Source organism: Arthrobacter sp. StoSoilB13, assembly GCF_019977255.1.
Taxonomy (GTDB): Bacteria; Actinomycetota; Actinomycetes; order Actinomycetales; family Micrococcaceae; genus Arthrobacter.
This window is the reverse complement of the sequence record NZ_AP024647.1, coordinates 2,116,652-2,132,633: the sequence shown is the minus strand read 5'-3', so window position 1 is coordinate 2,132,633 and position 15,982 is coordinate 2,116,652. Positions and strand designations below refer to the sequence as shown.

The following is a 15,982-nucleotide window of genomic DNA, read 5'->3' as shown; positions in this document are numbered from 1 at the left end:
TTGAGCCGTCAAAACGCGCTTAACTGCGACTTACTTGGGTAAGAGCAGATGAAAGAGGCGGGGTCACAATCGCGGTGACCCCGCCTCTTTCGCGTTGACTCGAGCTTGACGAAGGCGCTACTGCCGCAGGGTGATCGGACGACGGCGACCGTCCACTTCCGTCGTCGGCCAGCGGTGGTCCACGGTCAGCACGCGCAGCCCCGAGTCCGTGAGCAGCACGGTGTCTTCGATTTTCACACCAGGTCCTGAGGGGTTCCACGTGAACGGCTGGTGGAGGACGATCCTGTCCGTCACGTCCGCGGTGACCCGCGGATCACGGCCCGCATAACCTGCAGGACCACCTTGGTGATGCAGGGTCCATTGATCGGGACCAAAAAGGTGGCGCACATAGGCATCCTGAATCTCGGCGAAGACCTCACTGAGCTTGGCACCCGGCACGGTGGCCCGGAAGATGTCTGCTTCAACTGCCGCGATGCGGGCTTCGGCGTCGAGCTCCTGCGCGCTACCGGCGTCGAACGCTACCCAACGGGTCACGTTGGCCACCAAGCCATGACGACGTGCGCAAACCACAACCATGGCCCTGCGCCCGATGGGGGCGTGCGTTGCCAGCGGGTGGCGGAAACCGCTTCTCGCCGCCCCGTTGCACAGCAGCACAAGGGGCTCGGCGCCCACTGCCACAATCCGGGCAGCCAGGTCCGAGACAAGCTCAAATTCGGTTGTCGCGGGCGTTGCTGCCGTGAGGACGTCCGTCATCGCGGTTGCTGCGTCGGCGGACAGCCGGGCATAGCGGGCTGTTTCTGCAGGCAGCAGCTGTTGTCGCGCTGCCCGTAGTTCCCCTGCGACGGCGGCTTCCATCAGCGGGTTTCCGTCATCGGCCAGCGCGGCCGCAGATGCGTGCAACTGGCCGTGCCACGGAACACTGTGCAGGTTGACGCCCTCCGGAAGTTCCTCGGCCTCGATGCGGCCGGCTTCATTGTTGAACGTCACCAAGTGATCCCCGGCTCGATCCACCAGGAGGGCCGCGATGGGATCCCCTGCCAGGCTGATATGGACCCGGCTGCCGTCCAGGTACCACGTGAGTGCCGTGTTGCTGGTGAGCAGAAGTGAGTCGCGACCCGAATGGTCCAGGATGTCCAGCATGCGGCGGCGCTTCACCACGCGGTCGGCGGCATTGCCGGGAGCCGGGGACGCGGTGCCGGATGTTGGCGCGGCGTCGGGTGTCACTGCAGATCGAGTCGGAGCGTTCATGCTGGGTCCCCCTGGGTTGAGATGAGCTGTTCAATGTCCTGAGTGGCCAGGAAGCCGTCAGCGATGAGCACCCTGACGGTGCGATGCACAGGGCGGCCGGGTTCTGCGGCCACTGGAGAGTCCCAGGCCAAGGACAGCCCCACACCCGGATAGCCCGAGTGCCGAACGAACCAGGGGTCCGGGGCTTGGGGGGATGCCAGGAAAACGAGCGTTGCAGGATGGCCCAGGCCCGGGTCGCCCGCACTGCGGCCCCCGGCCGTTCCGGCGTCGAAAGTTCCTGACCAAGCCAGCCAGGGCGCGACGCTGCCATGGACGGCATCTTCACCACGCGCCACAGGGGTCCAGATGGTCGCATCACTGACCCTCGGCAGGCGCCAGAAGAAGCCACCGTAACCGCCCTGCGGCCTTCCGTTGGAACCGGGGCTGCCCAGCAGCACCGAGCGTCCCGTGGCGGATTCGAGCGTGAAGTCCAGCGTCAGCTGCCAGGCGGAATTCCCGACGGCGGCCCAGCGCCACTCGCGCTGTTCGCGGAGGAGGGGCTTGCCGTCGGGGCCCACCCAGCTCAGCAGCTCGTCCCTCTGACCATCCCTGTGCTCCGCGGACTCAACGAGCACGCGGCCGTGGTCCTTGCGCCAGACGTACGCTCCGGCGTCGCGGGTGTAGGTCCGGCCACCCCAGAAATTGACGCCGTCGACATCCTGGATGGCGACCCCTGCTCCAAGGTGCCACACATGGTCCTCCGGAATGTGGTCACATACAACCGTGCCGGCAAGGGTTCGAACGGGGTGGAGATATGGACGCGGCGAGGAGGTTGGCCGGATGCGCGAACCGTCGTGCATCGTAGCCACGGATATTCCGTTGACTTTCAGCTCTGGCTTGACTGCTGTAGCCCCCGTCTGTCCGGCCTCCGTCTTCGAAACCCACGGCGTCCCGAGTTCCGCAAACGTTGCTTGCCCAAGGGCGGCCCGGCGGATCCACGATTCCACGGCCTGCACCACGGCATGGGCGTCGTCGCCTTCGCCCAGCCACGTCACGTGGTCCGGATGGATGAGCCGGGGTGCGTCCGAGGTCCGGACCGCTTCCAACACGGACATATAGGCGCCCGTTTCACTCAATGGGCTGAGCAGATCCTGTTCGGTCCGTGCTGAAAGGAGGTTTTCCAGCAAGTCCGTCCGCCCGAAGGCCTCATTCCGGATCCCGTCGGGAGTAGTGATCTCCACTTTGTCTTCGGTGTAGGAAAGCCGGATCTGCCCGAGCGTGCCGTAGACGGTCACCGATGGCGCTGACTGCACGGGCGCGCATAATGTCAGTGCGCAGGTCAGCACTGTGCCCGTTGCGGTCCGGACCCTGATCACTGAGGTGTCATCGCTTTCGGTGTCATTCGCCCGGTAAAGGTCGGTTTCAACCAAGTCGACGTCCGCAAGGGTCCTGGCACCAGCGAGTCGCAGCCCGGTGGCCACGGCGTGTGCCAAGGCGTTCGTCGCTACGCCGTCCACAACATCCGTACCATTCAGGCTTCGCTTGCCGGCCCAGCGGGAGCGCGTGAAGTACCGCTTTGTCCGAAGCCATTGGCCGGTCGCGCTGATGCCGCGGACCTCGCCGATTTCTCCCGATGCCACAAGCTTTTCAATGGCGGGAAGGGCGTGCGAACCAAGGCTTTGGAAACCGACTTGAACCATCCGCCCGGCGCTCGCCGACGCTGCGAGGACGCTTTCGTACTGCGCCATGGAAGCCACGGGAGGCTTTTCGAGGTAGAGGTTGGCACCGGCCCTCAAAGCGGCGAGGGCGAGGGTGGCGTGGGTTTGGATAGGAGTGGAAATGATGACGACGTCGGGGGCATTTCCCGCAGCCAGGAGCTCATCCAAGGAACTGTAGACGCCCACATCGGGAGGCAACTGGCCTTGGGCCGGTGGCTGTGGATCGGCAACAGCCACTAGTTCAAGCACTCCGGCGGAATTGAGCCGATGGAGGTTTTCAAGGTGTCGTTCGCCGAATCCGTGAACGCCAACCAGTGCTACCCGGGGCAGTTGGTTGTGGGTGGCCGAGCTTGTGTGGGGCGCCGTTGCGGGCAAAGTCATAGTGCTGTCCTAGCGGGATCAGTTGAGGGGAAACCCGGGGCTTCATTGGCCTGGAGGGTGGAGGAGAGAAAAGTTGCCGCCTCTTCCTGCATGGCGGTGGAAAAAACATGGGGCCCGGGCCAAAAGCTGCCTGTGTACCGCCCAGCCGGCATCCGCTGCGAAAGGTGGGCATCGGCGTCGCGCATTCCCGCTTCCGGAAACAGCTGGTCGGCCAGTGCGTATTGGACCAGGACAGCGCCGGCAGTTGAACGCACCACAAGATCGGGCCAATCCCCAAGCTTTGACAGGCCAGGGGAGTGGAGCAACCAGGAATGCGCATCGAGGTAGGCGGGAAGGAGGGACGCGAAGGTGGTCATCATGCAGGTGACCACGTAGCTGCGGATCAGTGGACTAAGGGCGGCGAGCACCATGGCCCGGCCGCCTCCACCTGAAAATCCGGTGCAACCAAGGCGTTCCGGATCGACTCCGGGGAGGGACGCCAGGACGGCCAACGCCGCGAGGTCGTCATGCGCGACCGTGCCGGCGATGCTGGTGCCAAGGAGCGTTGCGGCTTTTGCCACGGTTTCTTCGTGATCGGCCGCTGCTGGGTTGTAAAGATCCGCCGAGGATGGTTCGACGCCGGCCTCCCGCCACAGTGCCTGCTGGCCGTTGATGGCCCGGGCCGTCCGCCAAGGCTGGTCTTCCAGGCCAAAGCCGCGGCTGCCCCACATGAAGGCGTCGTGTGCCAGGACAGCGAAACCCTGCTGGGCAAGCCATGTAGCCATGGGCCGCCCACCGTAGAGCTCTTCCCGTAACTGGGCCGGCACGGGACCGAAGCCAACCGGAGTGGTGGCCCCGGCGTCGTTCCCTTCATCTCCTGGAAGCAGGACAAGCCGTTCCGCGCCATGGGATTTGATCCCGCCATGGCAATGAAGGGCCAGTATCCCGGGTAGTGGGTCCGTGATGCCGGTTGGCCGCACGAACCAAGCCGAGGTCCTTGGCCCGAAACCAAGCTGCCAGGACAGGCCGGTGGTGATGACGCCGTCGTGCTTTGTTTCGGTGTCTACCCTGTATTTCGGAACCGGTGCAGTGGGAGGGACGCCGAGGGTGTCAACCAGCTGCTGCGCACTTGGAGAGCCTGCCGCGAAGTGCTTCCGGGCGGCGTAAGCGGGCCAATCCTCGTAGCGGCCAAGAGCACTGGGGCGGATGGGCATTCCTGCCATGTCAGCAGTGGTCATGGCAGTCGCCGTGCTTGGGGAACAATGGTGTCCTGCCTTTTTGGTGCGGATGATGTGCGAAAGCACACGCCGGGCTTCTTCGGCGTGTGTAAACCAGGTATGGGCGACTTCCTCAGAAAACGCTTTCTCAAAAATTAGCAAAAGGCTGTACATGGGTCAAGAAAGCGTTTACTTTGGTACGGAGCCGCTGATCACCAGGATGCACATCCCGGCGAGTCAAGGGGTACCGCCAGGAGAATGGCGGCGTCCCGGAAGGCAAGCATCAACCACACTCGTACTCCGTGGATGGCCACGATGACCAAAGGAGACCACATGGCCGCATATGAACACACGGGGACGCCGAAAGGCGTTCGCGGTCAGGCTGGAGGGAAGCGATGAGCGCCATCGGCGAACTCTCCACCATGACACGCCGCAAGGGGCCCATGACCAAGGAAGAGAAGAAGGCGAACGGCCGCGACAACAAGGCCGCCTATGTTTTCCTGCTTCCGTGGCTGATCGGCCTCGTGGTCATCACCGTGGGTCCGATGCTGATGTCGTTGTACCTGTCCTTCACGGACTACAACCTTCTGCAACCACCGCAGTGGGTGGGAATCGACAACTTCGTCCGCATGTTCGGCGATGCCCGCCTCCATAACTCCTTGCGGGTTACTTTCACCTACGTGTTGGTAGGCGTGCCGCTCCAACTGGCTGTGGCCCTTGTCATCGCCCTGGTCCTGGACAAAGGGCTTCGCGGCCTTCCGTTCTACCGTTCCATCTTCTATTTGCCGTCCCTCCTGGGCGGATCTGTGGCTGTTGCGATTCTTTGGAAGCAGATCTTCGGCACCACCGGCCTTGTGAACCAGGTCCTTGCCATGATCGGCATCCAGGGGCCTGGATGGATCTCGGATCCAAACACGGCGCTCGGCTCCATCATCCTGCTGCATGTCTGGACGTTCGGCAGCCCGATGATCATCTTCCTGGCGGGCCTGCGCCAGATCCCGAACATGTACTACGAGGCCGCCGAAGTTGACGGCGCCACCACCTTGCAGAAGTTCTGGCGCATCACGCTGCCCATGCTGAGCCCCATCATCTTCTTCAACCTGGTGCTGCAAATCATTGGTTCGTTCCAGTCGTTCACGCAGGCATTTATCGTCTCCGGCGGAAACGGCGGACCGTCCGACTCCACCATGTTCTTCACGCTGTATCTGTACCAGAAGGGCTTCGGCCAGTTCGATATGGGCTACGCCTCGGCGATGGCCTGGTTCCTTCTGGTCATTATCGGCGTCTTCACTGCCATCAACTTCATCGCTTCAAAGTATTGGGTGTTCTACGATGACTAAAATCCAGACCCTCCCGGCCGCAGCTGAGGACCAAAGCAGCAAGCCCAGTAAAAGCCCGCGCCGCCGCGAATCGCCAGGAAACCTGGCCTTCAGCCGGAACGCCCGCATCAAGGGACTCATCAAGCACGCCATCCTGATCCTCGTTGGCGGGATCATGATCTATCCGCTGCTGTGGATGGTTGTTTCCTCGCTGCGGCCCAACGACCTCATTTTCCGCGAGCCGGGCCTTTGGCTGAACAACCTGGAAATGAGCAACTACACCGATGGCTGGTCTGCGCTGACGCACCCGTTCGGGCATTACATGATCAACTCTGCGATCGTCGTACTCGGCTCGATCGTCGGAAACCTGATCTCGTGCTCCATGGCCGCCTATGCCTTCGCCCGGCTTCAGTTCAGTGGCAAAAAGCTGTTCTTCGGAATCATGCTGCTGACCATCATGCTGCCGTTCCACGTCGTGATCGTGCCGCAGTACATCCTGTTTTCGCAGATCGGTTGGGTGAACACGTTCTGGCCGCTGATTGTGCCGAAGCTCCTGGCCACGGACGCGTTCTTTGTGTTCCTCATGGTGCAGTTCATTCGTGGCATTCCGAAGGAACTGGATGAGGCTGCCCGCATTGACGGCGCCGGCCACCCGAGGATTTTCCTCCGCGTCATACTTCCCCTCATGGTTCCGGCCCTCGCCACCACCACGATCTTCACCTTCATCTGGACCTGGAACGACTTCTTCGGTGCTCTCATCTACCTCACGGATCCGGACATGTTCACTGTCCCCGTAGCGCTTCGCGCTTTCGTTGACTCGCAGTCCGCTACAAGCTGGGGCTCACTCTTCGCGATGTCCATCGTGTCCTTGTTCCCGGTGTTCCTTGTCTTCCTGTTCGGCCAGCGGTTCCTGATCAAGGGCATCGCAACTACCGGCATCAAGTAGGACCTTGCCGTACTCAATGGAAGTCCGGGGCTTTCGCCCCGACAAGTAATACAAGCTGGGATCTTGTCATACAAGATTGTGACTTGTACCATAAAAACCACGCAAGAAAACGCTTTCTCAGTTCGCATCAAGATCAACGAGGATCGGAGACAACAGTGCCGGTATTTCCAAAGGGTGAAGCAGTCGCCCCCGAAGGTGCTTCCAAGGCCCGGGCATCGGAACCGAAGGGCAAGCGGTCCAGGCGGCGGCTTCGCGCCTCCGCCATTATCGCTGCCACAGCTGCTGCCGTTCTGGCGCTTAGCGCTTGCGGCGGTGGCGCAGAACAAAAGAGTGCCGACGGCAAGGTGGAGCTCCGCTTTTCCTGGTGGGGTGGCGACAAGCGTGCGCAATTGACGCAGGCAGCCATTGCAGCTTTTGAAGCCGAGAACCCCAACATCAAGGTCAAGGCCGAGTATGGAGACTGGAGCGGCTACTGGGACAAGCTGGCAACGCAAGTTGCTGCCAACGATGCTCCGGACATCATCCAGATGGACGAAAAGTACATCACCGAGTACTCCACCCGCGGCGCGCTGCTGGACCTCTCCAAGTACGACATCGACACCTCCAAGCTGGACGAAGCGGCACTGAACGCAGGCAAGGGCGCAAAGGGGCTCACCGGTATTGCGGCAGGCATCAACGCTGCCACGATCCTGGCCAATCCGGCGGTCTTCAAGGCTGCCGGCGTTGCACTCCCGGATGACAAGACCTGGACGTGGGAAGACTTCGAGCGCATCGCTGCTGAGGTCACCAGCAAGTCGCCGAAGGGAACCTACGGGGCTGCTGCATACGGTACCGACGAGGCGTCCCTGGGTGTGTGGCTACGCCAGAATGGCAAGTCGCTGTACACGCAGGACGGCAAGCTTGGCTTCGAACCCTCGGACATCGCAGGTTACTGGGACTTCCTGAAGGATATGAGCGAGAAGAAGGCCGTTCCGTCGGCATCGGAGATAGTTGAAGCCGAAGCTGCGCCGCTGGACCAGAGCGGCCTGGCAACGGGCAAGAACGGCATGGCCTTCTGGTGGTCCAACCAGTTGCCGGCGCTCGAGAAAGCTGCGGGCGGGGAGCTGCAAATCCTCCGTTTCCCGTCCAAGACGGGCAAAGCCGCTGATACCCAGCTTTGGTACAAGGCCTCCCAGTTCTGGTCTGCATCCTCCAGGACCAAGCACCCTGAAGAGACGGCCAAGTTCATCGACTTCCTGACGAACAACGTCAAGGGCCGGCGAAATACTGCTGGCTGACCGGGGCGTCTACCCCAACTCGGACGTCCGCGAAGCAATCGCTCCCAAGCTGGCCCCGGCGGACACCAAGGTGGTCAACTTCATCAGTGACATCCAGCCCGAGCTCGGTGAAGCTCCGGCTGCGCCGCCCAAGGGTGCAGGTGCCATCCAGGAAATCATCAAGCGCTACTCCTCGGAAGTCCTGTTCAATAGGCTCTCCACCGAGGAAGCCGGCAAGAAGGCCGTGGACGAAATGAAGTCCGCCATCGGAGCCTAGCTTCCGGCGGCACCGGACCAAGAGAACCACCGCACCAAGAGAACCGCGTCCCGGGCGAATCATTCGTGATCCGTCCGGGGCGCGGTTTTTGCGCGCGCGCACCCAACTGAGTCGCATTTGTGCGCGTTTAGAAGGCTCAAAACGCGCACTGCTGCTACTTGGTTGGGCTAGTCTTCCGCGATAACTGCCACAGCTCCGGCGGGGACCACGCCGGTGAAGCGCGCTCCGCTCAGCAGCTCGTCGCCGTCGGCCTTCACAGTCACTTCCTCCCGGCTGTGGTTGATGGCGAAGAGGAAACTGCTGCCATCCGCGGATCGCCGCCGTGTGAGTTCGACGCCGGCAGAAGCCTCGGCAACGGCCGTCACCCCAGCTTCCTCCAGCAGGCGGGCAGTCAGCGAATCGATGCCGTCGGCGTCGGGTAGTGTCGCAAGGTACCAAGCCGCCCCCGCCCCGGTGGGTCTGCGCGTGAGGGCGGGAACGCCGTCGAGCGGGTAGTCCGTAAAGGTAGCCAGGACCTCGGCTGGCCGGCCGTCAGATTCAGCCACGTGAACGTGTTCGCTCCACAAGGAACCAAGTGTTCCATCGCTGAGGGTGACTGTGCTGCCGGGGAAGAGCGGATGGAATTCCTCGGTTCGGATACCCAGTAATTCGCGGAAAGCGCCAGGGTAGCCACCCAGCCGAACGTGGTCCTGCTCGTCCACGATGCCGCTGAAGTAGCTGATGAGGACCGTTGCGCCGCCCTCCGCTGCGGCAGCGATAGAGGCGGCCGCGGCATCCGTCACGGCGTAGAGGGTGCAGACCAGAATGAGATCGTAGCCGGAGAGGTCGGCAGAGGGGTGGGCGAAGTCTGTACTGACACCACGCAGGTACAGCGAGCGGTGGAAAGCACGCATGGTTTCCAGGTACTTCAGGTCCTGGCTTGGGTGCGAGTCCAGCTCGGAGGCCCACCATGCTTCGTAGTCAAAGACGAAGGCAACGCGCGATTCCACGCGGGAACCCTTCACGGATTCCACCTTGGAGAGGGCTTGGCCGAGCTCCACCACATCGCGCCAGACCTGTGTGTCGCGACCGCCGTGCGGAACCATGGCTGAGTGGAATTTTTCAGATCCAGCCTTGCTCTGGCGCCATTGGAAGAACATGACGGCGTCGGCGCCGCGGGCCACATGGGCCAGGGAGTTGCGGAGCATTTCCCCGGGCATCTTTGGCTGGTTATGGGGCTGCCAGTTGACCGCCGATGTGGAGTGTTCCATCAGGATCCACGGTTCGCCCCCGGCCACGGCGCGCGTGAGGTCAGCGCTGAAGGCAAGTTCGATTTCCCGTTCAGGATCGGCAGCCACCAGGTAATGGTCGTTCGCGATCACATCCATGTCCTTGGACCAATCGAAGTAGTCCAAGGTTTTGGTGGCACTGGAAACCATGAAGTTGGTGGTGGCCGGGACGTTCGGTGTAAATTCGCGGATTACTGCCAGCAGGGCGCGGTAGTAATCGATGAACGCCCACGAGTTGAAGCGTGCAAAGTCCAGTTGCTGTCCCGGGTTGAGCGTGGTGGGTGCGGCGCCGGGCGGGATGATTTCCTCGAATGAGGCGTAGTGCTGGGACCAGAACGCGGTTCCCCATGCCTCGTTGAGGGCCTCGATGGATCCGTACCGGCGTTCCAGCCAGACCCGGAATGCGGCAGCGTCTTCTTCGCCGTAGAACTCGCCAACATGGCAGCCGAGCTCATTGTCCACATGCCACAATGCCAGCGCAGGGTGGTTCTTGTAGCGTTCGGCGATGACCCTCGTCATCGTGGTTGCGTACCTGCGGTACACCGAGGACGACGGCGTGTAGTGACGTCGCGAGCCGCGTTCCAGCCTTGTTCCTTCCGCTGTCACGGGAAGGATTTCGGGGTGTTTCCTGGCCAGCCAGGCTGGCGGTGACGCGGTAGCCGTAGCCAATGCCACCTTGATGCCGGCTTCGTGGAGGTTGTCCAGGACGTCGTCCAGCCAGCCGAAATCGTACTGGCCTTCTACCGGTTCCAGCAGGCCCCAGGAGAAGATGGCGACGCTCAGGAAATTGACCCCCGCCTCCTTCATGAGCTCGATATCTTCACGGCGGACGTCTTCTGGCCATTGCTCAGGGTTGTAGTCGCCGCCGTAGGCCAGGCCATTGATGCTGTTCCATATGGACGATGCTCCGGACGGGCTTTCGGATGTGCCTCGGGAGAGTTCAGGGGAGGACAAGGGGACTCCTTGGTCAGGTTCGGCTGTGCGGGATAACTGTGGGGCTTGGCTGCTATCAGGTTAGGCGAGGATCTTGGAAAACGCTTGCCCAGATTCGCGATTGGGGATATTGTATCGATTCAGAACGAGTGTAAGCGAGGTCACTCTCCTTGGTGGGGAACCGAAAAGGCTTGCACCAACTGAGCAAGGAGGCTCTCATGATCAACAGAAGGAATTTCCTCACCACGGTGGCCCTTGGCACTGCATCCGCGGCATTCCTGTCCGCCTGCGGCCAGTCTTCGTCGTCCAGCAAAGCGGGTTCTGCCGAGAACCCCGTGACCATCACGTACACCTGGTGGGGCAACGACGACCGTGCTGAGCGCACCCGCAAGGCCATCGCACTGTTCGAATCCAAGAACCCTGACATCAAGGTCAACGGCAATTTCACCGACTTCGCCGGATACTGGCAGAAGCGCGCCACTGAAGCTGCCGGTGGTGGCTTGCCGGACGTCATGCAGTGGGATTTGTCCTACCTGCGCGACTACGGCCAGCGCAACCAGCTACTGGACCTGGGCACCGTGAAGATTAACACGGACGCCTTCGACAGGTCACTACTGCCCTCGGGCCAGATCCGTGGCAAGACGTACGGTATCCCCACCAGCACCAACGCCTTCGCGGTCTACTACGACCCCGCCAAGCTCAAGGCCATGGGCATCGCTGAGCCTGATGGAACGTGGAACTACAAGGAGTTCAACTCTTTCCTTGCCGAGGTGGGGCAGAAGGGCAACGGAACATTGTTCGGCGGCACCGACTACACCGGTGTTTGGTGGATGTTCAACATCTGGCTGCGCCAAAACAACATTCAGGCCTTTACGGATGAAGGCAAGCTCGGGTTCTCCAAGGACGACCTCAAGAAGTGGTGGAACACTACCGCCCAGCTTCGCGGAACCCCGGCGTTAGTGGGCGAAGACAAAACGACGCAGCTGCTGCCGAAGTCCCCGTTCGGCTCAAACGTCACTGCCACGGAAGCCACGTGGGACAACTTCATGGCCGGTTACCTCGGCGATAGCGGCGCCAAGGAACTGAAGCTGGTGCCGGTTCCGTCGGACAACCCCGACAACCTGGGACTCTTCCTCAAGCCGTCAATGCTGATGGTGGCCAGCGCCAAGACCAAATACAAGGATGCTGCTGCCCGTTTCATCGACTTCATGGTCAACGACCCTGAGGTAGGCCAGATCTTCAAGACCTCCCGCGGTGTTCCGGCGTCCAAGACCCAGCGCGACGGAACCACCTTCGAAGGCACAGACAAGCTGGTTGTGGACTACGAAAAGTCCATCGAAAAGTACCTCAAGGACGCTCCGCAGCCGCCCATCGTCGGTTTCGGCACGCTTGAATCCTCTTTCAAGCGCGTCAGCTCCGAGCTCAATTACGGCAAACTCACCATCGACGCCGCTGCAGATGCGTGGTTCAAGGAAGCCGAAGACCTTATCAAGCAGAATGCCTGAGCAGACTTTTGTGTCTGATCCAGGCTTCCCAACTGACGGACTGATCCCGTGACTCAAACCCCAACCCTGAGCAGGCGCTCCCAGTCGTCCGCTCCCTCGCAGCCGCGTACATCGCGGAGACGAGGGGCGGACGCCCGCGCCGGCTACACCTTCCTGCTTCCTTGGCTGCTCGGATTCATTGCCCTGACCGTGGGCCCGATGATTTCCTCGCTGTACCTTTCCTTTACCAACTACAACCTCTTCGATCCCCCCAAATGGATAGGCCTGGACAACTACGCCACGCTCTTCCAGGACGAACGTTTCCTGCAGTCAGTGGGAGTGACTCTTAGCTACGTAGTGTTCGGTACCCCTTTGAAGCTGGCGGCGGCGTTGGCGATCGCGATGCTTCTCAACAGCAAGCGCAAGGGCCAGGGCTTCTACCGCTCCGCGTTCTATGCCCCGTCCTTGATCGGCGCGTCCGTGTCCATCGCTATTGTCTGGAAGGCGATGTTCGGCGATTCCGGTCCTGTGGATGAAGGCCTGTCCTTCTTCGGGATCAACCTCGGCGGCTGGGTGGGCAATCCATCCATGACGATGCCCATGATGATCCTCTTGACGGTGTGGCAGTTCGGCGCCCCGATGGTGATTTTCCTGGCCGGGCTCAAGCAGATTCCTGCCGACCTCTACGAGGCGGCTTCGATGGACGGCGCCGGTCCGGTCCGTAAGTTTTTCAACATCACCTGGCCGATGCTTTCCCCGGTGATCTTCTTCAACCTGCTCATGGAAACCATCCACGCGTTCCAGATCTTCGCCTCGGCGTACATCATCTCCAACGGTGAAGGCGGCCCGGCAGGCTCCACCCTCTTCTACACCCTCTACCTGTACTTGCGCGGTTTCAGCGACTTCCGGATGGGCTACGCCTCGGCTATGGCCTGGCTCCTGGTGATCGTGGTCGGCATCATCACGCTGATCTTCTTCAAGACCTCCAAGTCCTGGGTCCACTACAGCGGTGATTCAAAATGACAACCATGGCAACGCCCACCCAATCCACGCCCTCCACGGCGGCCCCGGCCTACAACCCGAAGTCCGAGTCGGGCACCGCCAAGCGCATCAAAAGCATCATCTTCCACATCGTTGCGCTGGCGCTTGTGGGGGTGGTCCTCTACCCGGCGCTCTGGATGGTGGCCTCGTCCTTCAAACCGAACTCCGAAATCGGTGGTTCCACCACCCAGCTATGGTCCAACAACTTCAGCTTCGACAACTTCGTCACGGCCATGGACGGCATCGGTGGGGTGTCCACCCTGACGTTCTTCACCAACTCCCTGATTCTGGCCGTCGGCGCCGTGGTGGGCACTGTCCTGTCGGCGTCCATCTCCGCCTACGCCTTCGCCAGGATCAATTTCCCAGGCCGTGGATTGTTCTTCGGCATGATGATTGCCACCTTGCTGCTCCCGTTCCACGTGGTGATCATCCCGCAGTACATCGTGTTCCAGCAGCTCGGCCTGGTGGACACTTACGTGCCCCTGCTGATCGGCAAGTTCCTCGCCGCGGACGCGTTCTTCGTCTTCCTCATGGTCCAGTTCATGCGTGGCCTCCCGGCCGAACTGGACGAGGCCGCCCGCATCGACGGCGCCGGACACGTCCGAATCTTCGGCTCGATCATGCTCCCGCTCATGAAGCCGGCACTGATCTCGACGTCCATCTTCTCCTTTATCTGGAGCTGGAACGACTTCCTGGGTCCGCTGCTCTACCTGAACACCCCCGAAAAATACCCGCTTCCCCTGGCGCTGCGCCTCTTCGTGGACCAGACCCAGAGCTCGGACTACGGTGCCATGATCGCCATGTCCGTTCTTGCGCTCCTGCCCGTGCTGGTCTTCTTCCTGGTCTTCCAGCGCTACATCGTAGAAGGCGTTTCAACCCAGGGCCTCAAGGGCTAGCGGACGCGGAAAGGCTGAAGAACAAATGAGCGTCATGGACACCACAGGAAATTCCCACGCGGAGAAGCCCGGCATTCCGGTCAACCGCTTTGCCCTCTTCTCCGAGACCATCCTTGCGGGCGTCATCGTCCTTCTCCTGTCGATTCCCATGGTGACGGCGCCGGCCGCCTATGCTGCCGGCGTCGCCCACCTGGAACGGCATCTCAGCGGCAGGGACGATTCCCTCCGCAGCCTTTGGAGCAATTTCCGCCGGGCGCTGCCCGGCAGTTGGAGGACGGGAATCACGACGGCGGCAGCCGCCGTCGTGATTGTCCTGAACCTGCTGCTCGCTTGGGTTGGTCAACTGCCCGGCCGGGCAGTCATCCTTCCGGCGACGTTGATTTTGGCCGCAGCGGGCGCGGTGCTGTTCCTGCGGATCGCTGCCAATTGGAGCGGGGGCGTGAACTGGAGTGGCGATGCCGCCGAACTCCCGGGGCCGCAGCGCTGGCAGGCGGCCTACGCCGAAGCCAAGATTGATGCCGTCCGCGACTGGAGTGGATCGCTCCTCCTGCTGGCAGCAGTGTTCATGGCGGTGCTGTTTGTGTGGATGCTTCAGGCGCTCTTCGTGATCGTGCCCGGCATGCTGATTCTGGCCGCCGCCGCCATCAGGATCAGGACCGCCAACCGCACCTAAATCTGAGAGTGCATCCGACAACCTGCTGAATCGAGCTGACAACCCCCGTGTCACCGCGTCCGTTGCCACCGCCCCGTCCCTCTGACCAGACCTCGAACTCCGCCGGCAAAGACGCCATACCCCCAAGGCCCCGCTCCACCGAATCGTGGCACTACCCACTCCGCCACCACAATTACCGGATCTTCGTGACGCTTTCGCTCGTCGGCAGCGGCGGAGTGTGGATGCAACGACTCGCCCAGGATTGGCTTGTCCTGCAGCTCACTGGAAGCCCGGCCGCGGTGGGGTTGGCCGTGGCACTTCAATTCCTGCCCATGCTGGTGGTTGGTCCTGTCAGCGGCGTGCTGGTAGACCTCTTTCCGAAGCGCCGAATCCTCATGGTGTGCCAGTCTGTGGCTGCACTGCTGGCCGCTGGACTAGCTGTTTGGAATGCCATGGGCGGCACGGATGTGTGGGTTGTCTATGGCTCCTGCGTTGCTTTGGGAATTACAAGCTCCATTGATGGGCCCGCCCGGCAAGTCTTCGTCAACGAGGTAGTTGGTGATGCCGGCCTGCCGGCGGCTATCGGCCTGAACAGTGCCATAGGTCAACTAGGTGCCATGCTCGGTCCCGCCCTGGCCGGCATCGTCATTGCCCAGGCTGGCCCAGCCGCCGCGTTTGCGACGAACGCGGGGATCGGGGTGGCCGTTTTGGTGATGATCGCCATTATCCGGCCATCTGAGCTTCATCACGCACACGACCCCGACGCTCTCCCGCGGGACAGGCGTGGACAAATCCTGGCTGGCTTCAGGTATGTGAGGGCGAGGCCCCAGCTTTTGCTCATCATGCTGTTGGCGGGGCTCCTGGGAGCGTTCGGCATGAACGGTCCGGTGGTCCTTGCAGCGTTCGCTGACCGTGTGTGGCACAGCGGTCCTGCCGGATTTGGGCTCTTCAATATGGTCAGCGCCTTGGGAGCCTTGGCTGGTGCTCTTCTGGCTCCCCGGATCAAGCACTTGGGCCGCAAGGGGATCGTGGGTAGTGCCGCACTGTTCGGGTTCACGCAGTTCCTTGCCGCGCTCATGCCTACTCAGGAATTGTTCGCAGCCATGCTCGTGGTGGTTGGCTTCATGACGCTCATGTTCCTCACAAGTGCGGCCACCAGCGTCCAACTCGAAGCCGGCCCAAGCGTGCGGGGCAGGGTCTTGGCCCTCTACTTTCCACTTCTCCTGGGCGGGCATGCCTTGGGAGGCTTGCTCGCTGGCTGGCTCACGGAAGATTTCGGCGTGCGTACCGCATTGCTGGTCACCGGTGCGCTGGGGATGATATCCGCTGTGGTGATCGGGTTGTTGCTGTGGCGCAAGCGCGCTAGCTCGCGAGACGGCATTAGATGA

The 15,982-nt window shown here is 61.8% G+C and carries 11 protein-coding genes and 1 pseudogene; 8 read left to right on the top strand and 4 right to left on the bottom strand.

The features are described from left to right. Nucleotides 1–117: 117 nt before the first annotated feature. The 3 genes from LDP01_RS09940 to LDP01_RS09930 are packed head-to-tail and all read right to left on the bottom strand — an operon-like array spanning nt 118 to nt 4,543. Nucleotides 118–1,248 carry a M24 family metallopeptidase gene (locus LDP01_RS09940; protein WP_527249044.1) on the bottom strand — a complete coding sequence of 377 codons (1,131 nt, stop codon included), beginning with the start codon at nt 1,246–1,248 and terminating at the stop codon, nt 118–120. Continuing rightward, nucleotides 1,245–3,326 carry a DUF6807 family protein gene (locus LDP01_RS09935; RefSeq protein ID WP_224088806.1) on the bottom strand — a complete coding sequence of 694 codons (2,082 nt, stop codon included), beginning with the start codon at nt 3,324–3,326 and terminating at the stop codon, nt 1,245–1,247. The genes LDP01_RS09940 and LDP01_RS09935 overlap by 4 nt, the downstream gene beginning before the upstream one ends. Beyond that, nucleotides 3,323–4,543 carry an acetylxylan esterase gene (locus LDP01_RS09930; RefSeq protein WP_224088804.1) on the bottom strand — a complete coding sequence of 407 codons (1,221 nt, stop codon included), beginning with the start codon at nt 4,541–4,543 and terminating at the stop codon, nt 3,323–3,325. The genes LDP01_RS09935 and LDP01_RS09930 overlap by 4 nt, the downstream gene beginning before the upstream one ends. A 374-nt stretch (nt 4,544–4,917) precedes the next feature. On the opposite strand from LDP01_RS09930, the gene LDP01_RS09925 reads away from it, so the two are divergent. The 3 genes and pseudogenes from LDP01_RS09925 (at nt 4,918) to LDP01_RS09915 (ending at nt 8,320) form a co-directional block, all read left to right on the top strand. Next, entirely contained in the window at nt 4,918–5,862 is a 945-nt protein-coding gene (locus LDP01_RS09925) for a carbohydrate ABC transporter permease (RefSeq protein ID WP_223934407.1), read from the top strand. Further along, a complete protein-coding gene (locus LDP01_RS09920; protein WP_224088802.1) occupies nt 5,855–6,787 on the top strand; it encodes a carbohydrate ABC transporter permease in 933 nt (310 codons plus the stop codon). Before LDP01_RS09925 ends, LDP01_RS09920 begins: the two co-directional genes overlap by 8 nt. A gap of 155 nt (nt 6,788–6,942) precedes the next feature. After that, nucleotides 6,943–8,320, top strand: a pseudogene (locus LDP01_RS09915) (ABC transporter substrate-binding protein). A 167-nt stretch (nt 8,321–8,487) separates the two neighbouring features. On the opposite strand, the gene LDP01_RS09910 reads toward LDP01_RS09915, so the two are convergent. Further along, a complete protein-coding gene (locus LDP01_RS09910) occupies nt 8,488–10,542 on the bottom strand; it encodes a beta-galactosidase (protein WP_224088801.1) in 2,055 nt (684 codons plus the stop codon). A gap of 197 nt (nt 10,543–10,739) precedes the next feature. Between LDP01_RS09910 and LDP01_RS09905 the strand changes: the two genes are divergently transcribed. The 5 genes from LDP01_RS09905 to LDP01_RS09885 are packed head-to-tail and all read left to right on the top strand — an operon-like array spanning nt 10,740 to nt 15,982. Continuing rightward, complete coding sequence (locus LDP01_RS09905) at nt 10,740–12,026, top strand: ABC transporter substrate-binding protein (RefSeq protein WP_224088799.1); 1,287 nt, start codon at nt 10,740–10,742, stop codon at nt 12,024–12,026. Nucleotides 12,027–12,074: 48 nt separating this feature from the next. Continuing rightward, nucleotides 12,075–13,028, top strand: a complete 954-nt coding sequence (locus LDP01_RS09900) for a carbohydrate ABC transporter permease (RefSeq protein WP_224088797.1) — start codon at nt 12,075–12,077, stop codon at nt 13,026–13,028. Beyond that, on the top strand, nt 13,025–13,942 hold the full coding sequence (locus LDP01_RS09895; protein ID WP_224088795.1) for a carbohydrate ABC transporter permease: 918 nt from the start codon (nt 13,025–13,027) through the stop codon (nt 13,940–13,942). The genes LDP01_RS09900 and LDP01_RS09895 overlap by 4 nt, the downstream gene beginning before the upstream one ends. Nucleotides 13,943–13,967: 25 nt before the next feature. Continuing rightward, entirely contained in the window at nt 13,968–14,615 is a 648-nt protein-coding gene (locus LDP01_RS09890) for a Poxvirus protein I5 (RefSeq protein WP_224088793.1), read from the top strand. A 47-nt stretch (nt 14,616–14,662) separates the two neighbouring features. Then, nucleotides 14,663–15,982, top strand: a complete 1,320-nt coding sequence (locus tag LDP01_RS09885; protein WP_527249043.1) for an MFS transporter — start codon at nt 14,663–14,665, stop codon at nt 15,980–15,982.

What these genes read in the sequence shown, in the direction of transcription:
- LDP01_RS09890 (WP_224088793.1), top strand. Translation starts at nt 13,968, where the DNA reads ATGAGCGTCATGGACACCACAGGAAATTCCCACGCGGAGAAGCCCGGC.
- LDP01_RS09895 (WP_224088795.1), top strand. Translation starts at nt 13,025, where the DNA reads ATGACAACCATGGCAACGCCCACCCAATCCACGCCCTCCACGGCGGCC.
- LDP01_RS09940 (WP_527249044.1), bottom strand. Translation starts at nt 1,248, where the DNA reads ATGAACGCTCCGACTCGATCTGCAGTGACACCCGACGCCGCGCCAACA.
- LDP01_RS09925 (WP_223934407.1), top strand. Translation starts at nt 4,918, where the DNA reads ATGAGCGCCATCGGCGAACTCTCCACCATGACACGCCGCAAGGGGCCC.
- LDP01_RS09930 (WP_224088804.1), bottom strand. Translation starts at nt 4,543, where the DNA reads ATGACCACTGCTGACATGGCAGGAATGCCCATCCGCCCCAGTGCTCTT.
- LDP01_RS09905 (WP_224088799.1), top strand. Translation starts at nt 10,740, where the DNA reads ATGATCAACAGAAGGAATTTCCTCACCACGGTGGCCCTTGGCACTGCA.
- LDP01_RS09920 (WP_224088802.1), top strand. Translation starts at nt 5,855, where the DNA reads ATGACTAAAATCCAGACCCTCCCGGCCGCAGCTGAGGACCAAAGCAGC.
- LDP01_RS09935 (WP_224088806.1), bottom strand. Translation starts at nt 3,326, where the DNA reads ATGACTTTGCCCGCAACGGCGCCCCACACAAGCTCGGCCACCCACAAC.